The organism is Streptomyces prasinopilosus (genome assembly GCF_001419695.1).
GTDB lineage: Bacteria > Actinomycetota > Actinomycetes > Streptomycetales > Streptomycetaceae > Streptomyces > Streptomyces prasinopilosus.
In genome coordinates, this window is sequence record NZ_LIRG01000192.1 from 1 (window position 1) to 10,026 (window position 10,026).

Below are 10,026 nucleotides of genomic sequence, written 5' to 3' on the forward strand. Positions count from 1 at the left end.
CGGCACGGCCCACCGGACCGCCCGGCAGCGGACGGTCCGGTGGGCCGTGCCGGACACATGGGCCGTGCCGGGCACATGGGGTGCACCGGGCACATGGGGCGCACCGGACGCGTGGGTCGCACCGGACGCGTGGGCCGGGCCGGTGCGCCGACCCGCGTGATCCGTTCCCGGCACCTCCACGGGACCTCCTCAGCCGGACTTCGGGCTCTCCGCCACGACCAGCAGGGCGACGCCCAGGACGAGCAGGCTGATGCCGGCGCAGACCCCGAAGCCGTCCGGGAAGCCCAACCGCCTCACCACGCCCACGTTCCAGTCGGTGAACTCGTGCACCAGGCTCGCGACGCCCTGCAGCACGGCGACGAATCCGAGAATCTCCGGCAGCTTCTTCATGGGCACGACGATCACCGGGCGCCGCCCCCGAATGAATCGGCCACCGGGCGCGACCGCGGCGACGAAGGTCTCCGACCCCGCGCGCGGAGCAGACCGAAGTCCGCGCTCGCGCGACTTCGGTCGCCGACCGGGACGGGGGCGGGGCGGACAGCGGGGCTCCCGCATAGATTCGACGACCGTGATGGGAACTGACGACGCGGTACGTACGGTCCCGGGGTTCACGGGGGCGCGGTGGCTCCATCCGTCAGCCCTCCTCCACGAACTCGACACCGGGACCGGCGCCCCTCCCGGGTCCACCGCTCCCGCCCGGCGCCCCAGGCGCACCGCGCGGGACTGGGCCGTCGACTTCGCCTGCTTCCTGCTGGCCGTACTCGTGGGCCTGGTGGGCCTCGAGACCCTGGTGGAGAATTCCGGAGTTCCGCGCTCGCTGCTCCTCGGGGACCAGGTCCTCGGCGCGCTGTCCTGCGCCGCGCTCTGGCTGCGCCGCCGCTGGCCGGCCGGTCTGGCCGCGGTGCTGGTACCCGTCAGCCAGATCTCGGAGGCGTCCGGCGGCGCGGCCCTGATCGCCCTGTTCGGCCTCGCGGTGCACCGTCCCTTCAAGCACGTGGCCTGGGTCGCCGGCGCTCACCTCGTGGTGGCCCCGTTCTACTACTGGTGGCGCCCCGACCCCGAACTTCCCTATGTCGCGGTGATGGTCCTCACCGTGCTGCTGACGGGGGCGTGCGTCGGCTGGGGCATGTTCGTCCGGTCCAAGCGGCACCTGCTGCTGAGCCTGCGGGACCGGGCCCGCCGGGCCGAGACGGAGGCGCGGCTGCGGGCCGAGCAGGCGCAGCGGCTCGCCCGGGAGGCCATCGCCCGGGAGATGCACGACGTACTGGCGCACCGGCTGACACTGCTCAGCGTGCACGCGGGCGCGCTGGAGTTCCGTCCCGACGCCCCCCGCGAGGAGATCACCCGGGCGGCGGGGGTGATCAGGGAGAGCGCGCACGAGGCGCTGCAGGACCTGCGGGAGATCATCGGCGTGCTGCGGGCCGGCGAGTCCGACGACGCGGGCCGGCCGCAGCCGACGCTCGCGGCACTGGACCGGCTGGTCGCCGAGTCGCGGGAGGCCGGGACGAAGGTGGTCCTCGACCACCGGGTCGCCGGCTCCGGTGCCACCGCCCCCGCCTCCGTGGGACGTGCCGCCTACCGGATCGTCCAGGAGGCACTCACGAACGCCCGAAAGCACGCCCCCGGCACCGAGATCGCCGTCGTCGTCACGGGCGGCCCGGGGGAGGGCCTCGTCGTCTCCGTACGCAACCCCGCTCCGGCCGGGGAGGTGCCGCCCGTACCCGGCGCCGGGCAGGGACTGATCGGCCTGGCCGAACGGGCTACCCTGGCGGGCGGCACCCTGGAGCACGGCCCCACGCCCGGCGGCGGGTTCGAGGTCAGGGCCCGGCTGCCGTGGGACTGAACGCAGCCCACCGAGCCCCACGGCCCACCGGGCCCCCGCTCCGCGAGGTCCACGCCGCGAGCGCGTGACCACCGCGCGCCGTCGTCCCGTCCGCCCCCGACGCCCGAAGGCCCATGACCGCGATCAGACTGCTTCTCGTCGACGACGATCCGCTGGTGCGGGCCGGACTGTCCCTGATGCTCGGCGGCGCCGACGACATCGAGATCGTCGGCGAGGCCGCCGACGGCGACGAGGTCGAGGAACTCGTCGACCGCACCCACCCGGACGTCGTCCTCATGGACATCCGGATGCCCTCGATGGACGGTCTCGCCGCCACCGAACTGCTGCGCCGGCGCGCCGACGCCCCGCACATCGTGCTGCTCACCACCTTCCACGCCGACGAGCAGGTGCTGCGGGCCCTGCGCGCGGGCGCCGCGGGCTTCGTCCTCAAGGACACCGCCCCCGCCGGGATCGTCGACGCGGTGCGCCGGGTCGCGGCCGGCGACCCCGTCCTGTCGCCCGCGGTCACCAGGCAGCTCATGGCGCACGCGGCCGGCACCCCGGCCGCCGGCCGCCGGCGCGCACGCGCGCGTACGCGGCTCGCCGCCCTCAACGACCGCGAGCGCGAGGTCGCCGTGGCGGTCGGCCGGGGGCACGCCAACGCCGGGATCGCCGCCGAGCTCTACATGAGCGTGGCCACGGTCAAGACCCACGTCTCCCGCGTCCTGGCGAAGCTCGGTCTCGACAACCGCGTGCAGATCGCCCTGCTCGTCCATGACGCCGGACTCCTGGAGGACACCCGGGAGGGCTGACCCGCACGGGGCGCCGCCGGGCCGTCGTCCCCTGCGGCCCGCGCACCTCCCCCGACGACGGCACCGCGGCCCGGGCGCGGTCCGCCCGGGCCACGGCCCCACCGGCCCCGTGCCCCGACGTACAGCGCCCGGCGCACGGGCGTCCCGTGCCCGGGGGCCGTCGTTCACCCGTAGGCCGCCACCGCACCGCCCGCGATCTCCCCCAGCCGCACCGGTCTGCGCTCCCGCCGGGACAGCTCGCACGCCTCCGCGACGCGCAGCGCCTGGAGGGCCTCGCGCCCGTCGCAGGGATTGGGCCGTTCGCCCCGCACCACCTCGACGAACCCGTTCAGTTCCGCCTCGTACGCCGGTCCGAAGCGCTCCAGGAAGCCCGTCCACGGCTTGTCCGCGGCCGGGGGCCCGGTCGGCTCGGTGGACGCGATCGGCGTGCGGTCGCCCAGGCCGACCACGATCTGGTCCCGCTCCCCGGCGAGTTCCATCCGCACGTCGTAGCCCGCGCCGTTCATCCGCGTCGCGGTGAGGACGGCGAGCGTGCCGTCCTCCAGGGTGAGGAGCACCGCACCGGTGTCCACGTCGTCCGCCTCGCGGAACATCGCCGGCCCGGCGTCGGACCCGGCGGCGTAGACGTCCGTGATCTCCCGGCCGGTCACCCAGCGCACGATGTCGAAGTCGTGGATCAGCGTGTCCCGGTACAGCCCGCCGGACTGCGGCAGGTACCCGGCCGGCGGCGGCCCGGGGTCGCCGCTCACGGCCCGTACGGTGTGCAGCCGGCCCAGCCGGCCCGCCCGCACCGCCTCCCGCGCGCCGGTGTAGCCGGGGTCGAACCGGCGCTGGAAGCCCATCTGCAGAACCGTTCCGGCCGCCTCGACCTCCGCGACCGCCTGTAACGTGCCCGCGAGGTCGAGGGCGATGGGCTTCTCGCAGAACACCGGCAGCCCCGCACGGGCCGCCCGGCCGATGAGCTCGGCGTGGGCGGACGTGGCCGTGGTGATCACCAGGGCGTCCACCCCCCAGGTGTAGATCTCGTCCACCCCGGGCGCCGCCGTCTCACCGAGCCGGTGGGCGAGGGCCTGTGCCCTGCCGGGGTCGGCATCCGTGAGGATCAGGGACCCGACGTCGCGGTGCCTGCTGAGTGTGTGGGCGTGAATGGTGCCGATGCGGCCCGTACCGATGACCCCGATGCGCATGGGAACAAACTGCGGTCCGCGCCCCTCCCTGTCAATCCGCATGTCCGGACAATGGGACTATGCCACTTCCCGTCCACCCCGCACGGAGCTACGCTCGGGCCGTGCCCAAACCAGGAGTGGACCCGACCGTGCAGTTGGAGCTGAGTGTGGACCGCGGCTCCCCCGTGCCGCTGTACTTCCAGCTGTCCCAGCAGCTGGAAGCCGCCATCGAGCACGGCAGACTGACCCCGGGGAGCCTGCTGGGCAACGAGATCGAGCTGGCCGGGCGCCTCGGCCTGTCCCGCCCGACCGTCCGCCAGGCCATCCAGTCCCTCGTCGACAAGGGCCTGCTCGTGCGGCGGCGCGGGGTCGGCACCCAGGTGGTGCACAGTCAGGTCAAGCGGCCCCTGGAGCTCAGCAGCCTCTACGACGACCTGGAGTCCGCCGGTCATCGCCCCGCCACGAAAGTACTGGTCAACACGGTCGTCCCGGTCTCTCCCGAGGTCGCCGCCGCCCTCGGGGTGGCCGAGGGGAGCGACGTGCACCGCGTCGAGCGGCTGCGGCTCGCGCACGGGGAGCCGATGGCGTACATGACCAACTACCTGCCCCCCGGGCTGCTCGACCTGGACACCGGCCAGCTGGAGGCCACCGGCCTGTACCGGCTGATGCGGGCGGCCGGGATCACCCTGCACAGCGCCCGCCAGACCATCGGCGCCCGTGCCGCCGGGGCCACGGAGGCGGAGCGGCTCGGCGAGGAGCGGGGCGCCCCCCTGCTCACCATGCAGCGCGTGACCTTCGACGACACCGGTCGCACCGTCGAGTTCGGCACCCACACCTACCGGCCCGACCGCTACTCGTTCGAGTTCCAGTTGCTCGTACGGTCGTGACGTCCCGGCCCCGGGCCTCCTTTCCCGGCCCTGAAGTCCCGGTGAACCCCGGGTGACCCGCGGCGCTCCGGGCGATCTCCGTCAATTTGTCCGGACAATGTGACCGGTGCGCGGGGCGGAGTGCCGGAACGCGAGGGGCGCCCCCCGGGGACGCCGCGCCGGAGAGCCGGGGAGGGGAGCCGTCGGGGACGTCGCGCCGGAGCGCGGGGGAGAGCCGTTAGGGAGCCCTCGGGAGGTCCCGGGGGAGCCCCGGGGAGCGACCCGGAGGCGGCGTGCGTCACGTGCCCGCTTCGCTCCCGAGTACGCCGACCGGGGTCACCGTGAGGCAGAATCGGCGACGATGAGCACCTACCGCGACCTCACACTCCCCAGGGCACTGACCTCCGCCCGGGCGGGCGCCGCCCCCATCGGCTCCCGCCGTGCTCCCGTGCTCCGCACGGTCGGCACCCGGGAACGCCGCTCGCACCTGTCGGCACCGCGCGTGCCGACCGTCGGCATCGACATCGGCGGCACGAAGGTGATGGCGGGCGTCGTCGACGCCGACGGCAACATCCTGGAACGGCTCCGCACGGAGACCCCGGACAAGTCCAAGAGCCCGAAAGTCGTCGAGGACACCATCGTCGAGCTGGTGCTTGACCTGTCCGACCGGCACGACGTGCACGCCGTCGGCATCGGCGCGGCCGGCTGGGTCGACGCCGACCGCAACCGCGTGCTGTTCGCCCCCCACCTGTCGTGGCGCAACGAACCGCTGCGCGACCGGCTCGCCGGCCGGCTCGCCGTCCCCGTCCTGGTCGACAACGACGCCAACTCCGCCGCCTGGGCCGAGTGGCGCTTCGGCGCGGGACGCGGCGAGGACCACCTCGTCATGATCACGCTGGGCACCGGCATCGGCGGCGCGATCCTCGAGGACGGCCAGGTCAAACGCGGCAAGTACGGCGTCGCCGGAGAGTTCGGCCACATGCAGGTCGTCCCCGGCGGACACCGCTGCCCCTGCGGCAACCGCGGCTGCTGGGAGCAGTACAGCTCCGGCAACGCACTGGTCCGCGAGGCCCGCGAACTGGCCGCCGCCGACTCGCCGGTCGCCTACGGGATCATCGAGCACGTCAAAGGGAACGTCGCCGAGATCAGCGGCCCGATGATCACCGAGCTGGCCCGTGAGGGCGACGCCATGTGCATCGAGCTCCTCCAGGACATCGGCCAGTGGCTCGGCGTCGGCATCGCCAACCTCGCCGCCGCCCTCGACCCCTCCTGCTTCGTCATCGGCGGCGGGGTCTCGGCCGCCGACGACCTGCTGATCGGCCCCGCGCGGGACGCGTTCAAGCGGCACCTCACCGGCCGCGGCTACCGCCCCGAGGCGCACATCGTCCGTGCCCAGCTCGGCCCCGAGGCGGGCATGGTCGGCGCCGCCGACCTCGCCCGCCTGGTCGCCCGCCGCTTCCGCCGCGCCAAGCGCCGGCGGGTCGAGCGCTACGAGCGCTACGAGCGCTACGCGGAGGCCGGCCGAACCGCCCAGGAGACGCCGTGACGGGCGACGCCCCCCACCGGACAGGCCGCCGCGGCGGATCATGCGCCCGCCCGAGGGCCGCGGGCGCATGATCCGCCGCAGGGCGCTCACCCTGCTGATCATCGTGCTGCTCATCGGTGTCCCGGCCGGATACCTGGTGATCTCCGCGAACCAGAGCCGGGCCAGCGGCAAGGACAAGGAGGCCCGGTACTCGGCGAACGGCCTGACCCAGGGCTGGCCGTCGAAGGTGCAGCGCCGCCTCTACCAGGTGCCGATCCCGCACCCCGCCTGGTGGGTGGCCACCTACGAGACGAACAACTGGAAGACCAGCCGTCTGTACGTCGAGTTCGAGACCACCGACGCCGGCCTGAGCGCCTTCCTCACCGCCATGGGCGTGCAGCGGGACGACCTGAAGCGGGACGACTTCACCATCGGCGAACGCGACCGGGACGTCACCGGCTGGAAGTTCGACCGCCCCGGCATCTGGTCCGGCCTGGTCAACGAACAGGAGAACCCCGCGCCCACGCACGACGTCGTCGTCAACGAGGGCAAGCCGGGCTTCCCCAGGGTGTACGTCGTCTCCCGGACGGTCCCCTGACCCGCGCTTCCGCTCCCGGCCGGTGAACCGGACCGGCCGGGTCCGGCCGCGGAACCGGTTGTCGGTGCCCGCCCGTAGAGTCGGGGGCGAACGGTCCCACGACACGGGTGGGCACGCACGGGGACGGGCGGGAGGTGACGGGGCGCGTGAGCGAGAGGACCGTGACGGCCGAGCGGCACACGGCCGGGACGGGCACGGAGGAGAGCGGCCCGGCGGACGCGGTGGTCGCGCACGCCGCCGCGGAGGTCCCCGCCGGTCTCGCCGCCGTCTTCCTGCCGTCGGCCCTGCCGCGCGACGGACGCGTCGCCTTCTACGACCCCCACAGCGGCCCCGCCGACGCCGCGCCGGAGCACGCCCCGCGCACACGGCTCACCGTCACCCGCCCGCACGGCGACGGGGTCCGGCGGCGGACGGTCACCGCGTTCTCCCTCCCCCTCGACGAGGCCCTGCCCCTGCTGGTCCGCGCCCGGCACGACCCCGCGGCGCACCCCGCCACCGCCTGCTGGGGCGCCGCCGCCCTGCACGCCCTGCGGCTCACGGCGCGCGGCCGGCTGCTGCCCGGCCTGACGGCCACCGGCCACGACGCCTGGCGGGCGGGGCCCCTCGACCCGGACGACGTGGCGCACCTGCGCGCGGTGGCCGCGGCCCTGCCCTTCGAGGGCCACGCCGTCCCGCTGCCCGGCCCCGGCCCGCTCCGGCTGCCGCAGCCGGAAGCCCTGGTCCGCGCCTTCCTGGACGCGGTCGCGGACACCCTGCCCCGCACCCCGGCCGCACCGTACGCCTCGGGGCTGCCGTTCGCCGCCCGCACGGCCCAGCGGCTGCCCGGCGCCCGGGACTGGGCCGCCGAGGTCGCCGCCGGCATGGACGCCGGCGTGCGCGTCTCGCTCCGCCTCGACCTCTCCGCGTACGACCTGTTCGACGGCGCCGACGAGGGGGCGGGAGGCACCGGCGCGCGCGGTGCGGGTGCGGCGGTCGTCCAGGTGCACAGCCTCGCCGACCCCACCCTCGTCGCCGACGCGGCAGCCCTGTGGGCGGGGACGGCGGACCACGCGTTCGGCCCCCGCGCCCGCGTGGACGCCGCCCTCGCCGTCCGCCGGGCCGCCCGCGTCTGGCCCCCGCTGGAGCGGCTCTCCGACCAGGACGTCCCCGACGTCCTGGCGCTGTCCGAGGACGAGCTGAACGACCTGCTCGGTGTCGCCGCCACCCGCCTCGCCGCGGCCGGTGTCGCCGTGCACTGGCCCCGGGACCTGGCCCAGGACCTCACCGCGACGGCGGTGGTCCGGCCGGCCCCCGGATCGGCGACCGACGGGAGCGGCTTCCTCCAGAGCGAGGACCTGCTGCGCTTCGGCTGGCAGATCGCCCTCGGCGGCGACCCGCTCACCGAGGCCGAGATGGACGCCCTGGCCGAGGCCCACCGCCCCGTCGTCCGGCTGCGCGACCGGTGGGTGCTGGTCGACCCGGCCCTCGTCCGCAAGGCCCGCAAACGGGAACTGGGCCTGCTCGACCCCGTCGACGCGCTGTCCGCCGCCCTCACCGGCACCGCGGAGGCCGACGGCGAGACCGTCGAGGCGGTGCCCGTCGGCGCCCTCGCCGTCCTCCGGGACCGCCTCACCGCCGGCGTCCGGCCCGCCGACCCGCCCCCCGGGCTCGACGCCACCCTGCGCGACTACCAGCTGCGGGGCCTGGCCTGGCTCGACCTCATGACCTCCCTCGGCCTCGGCGGCTGCCTCGCCGACGACATGGGCCTCGGCAAGACGATCACCCTCATCGCGCTGCACCTGAAACGGGACCGCGCCGAGCCGACCCTGGTCGTCTGCCCCGCCTCCCTGCTCGGCAACTGGCAGCGGGAGATCACCCGGTTCGCCCCCGGCGTGGCCGTGCGCCGCTTCCACGGCCCGGACCGCACCCTGGAGGACCTGGCCGGCGGCTTCGTCCTCACCACCTACGGCACCATGCGCTCGGCCGCCCCGGCGCTGGCCGCGCGGCGCTGGGGCATGGTCGTCGCCGACGAGGCGCAGCACGTCAAGAACCCGCACTCGGCCACGGCGAAGGCCCTGCGCACCATCCCGGCCCCCGCGCGCGTGGCCCTCACCGGCACCCCCGTCGAGAACAACCTCTCCGAGCTGTGGGCCCTCCTCGACTGGACGACCCCGGGACTCCTCGGCCCCCTCACGTCCTTCCGGGCCCGGCACGCCCGCGCGGTGGAGGCCGGCGAGGACGACGAGGCCGTCGAGCGGCTCTCCCGCCTGGTGCGGCCCTTCCTCCTGCGGCGCAGGAAGTCCGACCCGGGCATCGTGCCCGAACTCCCGCCCAAGACCGAGACGGACCACCCCGTCCCGCTCACCCGCGAACAGGCCGCCCTCTACGAGGCGGTGGTGCGCGAGTCGATGCTCGCCATCGAGACCGCCCGGGGCATGGGCCGCCGGGGCCTGGTGCTGAAGCTGCTGACCGCACTGAAACAGATCTGCGACCACCCGGCGCTCTACCTCAAGGACGAGCACGCGCGGCCCGACGGCCGTCTCGCGGCCCGCTCCGGCAAACTCGCCCTGCTGGACGAACTGCTGGACACCCTCCTGGCCGAGGACGGATCGGCCCTGGTCTTCACGCAGTACGTCGGCATGGCCCGGCTGATCACCGCCCATCTGACCGAGCGCGCGGTACCGGTCGACCTCCTCCACGGCGGTACGCCGGTACCGGAGCGGGAGCGCATGGTGGACCGCTTCCAGAGCGGCGCGACCCCCGTCCTGGTCCTGTCCCTGAAGGCGGCGGGCACCGGCCTGAACCTCACCCGCGCGGGCCACGTCGTCCACTTCGACCGCTGGTGGAACCCGGCGGTCGAGGAGCAGGCCACCGACCGCGCCTACCGCATCGGCCAGACCCAGCCGGTCCAGGTGCACCGCCTGATCGCCGAGGGCACGGTCGAGGACCGCATCGCCGAGATGCTCGAGGCCAAGCGGGCCCTCGCCGACGCGGTCCTCGGCTCCGGCGAGTCGGCCCTCACGGAACTGTCCGACCGCGAACTGTCCGACCTGGTCTCCCTGCGGAGGACGTCATGACCCCCCGCCCGTCCGACGAGGCCCGGGAGGCGCTGCGGGCGGCCCGCAGGCGCGCGGGCGCCGAGCCGGTGCCGGACGCGGAGGAGGACGGGACACCCGCGGGCGCCCGGGAACAACGCCCCGGCGACGTGGCCCGCGACGCCCTGCGCCGGGCGGTACGGGCCCGGCGCAGGGCGTCGCG

9 protein-coding genes are annotated in these 10,026 nt (G+C 75.2%); 7 read left to right on the forward strand and 2 right to left on the reverse strand.

The window, feature by feature from the left end:
• Window positions 1–189: 189 nt before the first annotated feature.
• The gene (locus tag AOK18_RS09670) at window positions 190–390 is read right to left on the reverse strand and encodes a hypothetical protein (RefSeq protein ID WP_055694038.1); all 201 of its coding nucleotides are present in this window, start codon (window positions 388–390) and stop codon (window positions 190–192) included.
• A 181-nt stretch (window positions 391–571) separates the two neighbouring features.
• Here AOK18_RS09670 and AOK18_RS09675 point away from each other — a divergent pair, with 181 nt between their 5' ends.
• Both AOK18_RS09675 and AOK18_RS09680 read left to right on the forward strand, forming a co-directional pair.
• Window positions 572–1,843, forward strand: coding sequence for a sensor histidine kinase (locus AOK18_RS09675; protein WP_055694035.1), 1,272 nt, complete (start codon window positions 572–574; stop codon window positions 1,841–1,843).
• Window positions 1,844–1,956: 113 nt separating this feature from the next.
• Complete coding sequence (locus AOK18_RS09680; protein WP_055574772.1) at window positions 1,957–2,634, forward strand: response regulator transcription factor; 678 nt, start codon at window positions 1,957–1,959, stop codon at window positions 2,632–2,634.
• A gap of 164 nt (window positions 2,635–2,798) precedes the next feature.
• On the opposite strand, the gene AOK18_RS09685 is transcribed toward AOK18_RS09680, so the two are convergent.
• Window positions 2,799–3,821, reverse strand: coding sequence for a Gfo/Idh/MocA family protein (locus AOK18_RS09685; RefSeq protein WP_055694036.1), 1,023 nt, complete (start codon window positions 3,819–3,821; stop codon window positions 2,799–2,801).
• A 128-nt stretch (window positions 3,822–3,949) separates the two neighbouring features.
• Between AOK18_RS09685 and AOK18_RS09690 the strand changes: the two genes are divergently transcribed.
• The 5 genes from AOK18_RS09690 to AOK18_RS09710 all read left to right on the forward strand — a co-directional run.
• Window positions 3,950–4,687 carry a GntR family transcriptional regulator gene (locus tag AOK18_RS09690; RefSeq protein WP_175400280.1) on the forward strand — a complete coding sequence of 246 codons (738 nt, stop codon included), beginning with the start codon at window positions 3,950–3,952 and terminating at the stop codon, window positions 4,685–4,687.
• Between the two features lie 340 nt (window positions 4,688–5,027).
• Window positions 5,028–6,212 (forward strand): ROK family glucokinase, encoded by a 1,185-nt coding sequence (locus tag AOK18_RS09695; protein WP_055572473.1) that lies wholly within the window; start codon window positions 5,028–5,030, stop codon window positions 6,210–6,212.
• A gap of 40 nt (window positions 6,213–6,252) precedes the next feature.
• Window positions 6,253–6,789 carry a hypothetical protein gene (locus tag AOK18_RS09700; RefSeq protein ID WP_055694037.1) on the forward strand — a complete coding sequence of 179 codons (537 nt, stop codon included), beginning with the start codon at window positions 6,253–6,255 and terminating at the stop codon, window positions 6,787–6,789.
• A gap of 146 nt (window positions 6,790–6,935) precedes the next feature.
• Window positions 6,936–9,845, forward strand: coding sequence for a DEAD/DEAH box helicase (locus AOK18_RS09705; protein ID WP_420865590.1), 2,910 nt, complete (start codon window positions 6,936–6,938; stop codon window positions 9,843–9,845).
• Window positions 9,842–10,026: hypothetical protein (locus AOK18_RS09710; protein WP_157865062.1), on the forward strand; the 185-nt coding region annotated here is incomplete at its 3' end. The genes AOK18_RS09705 and AOK18_RS09710, both read left to right, overlap by 4 nt.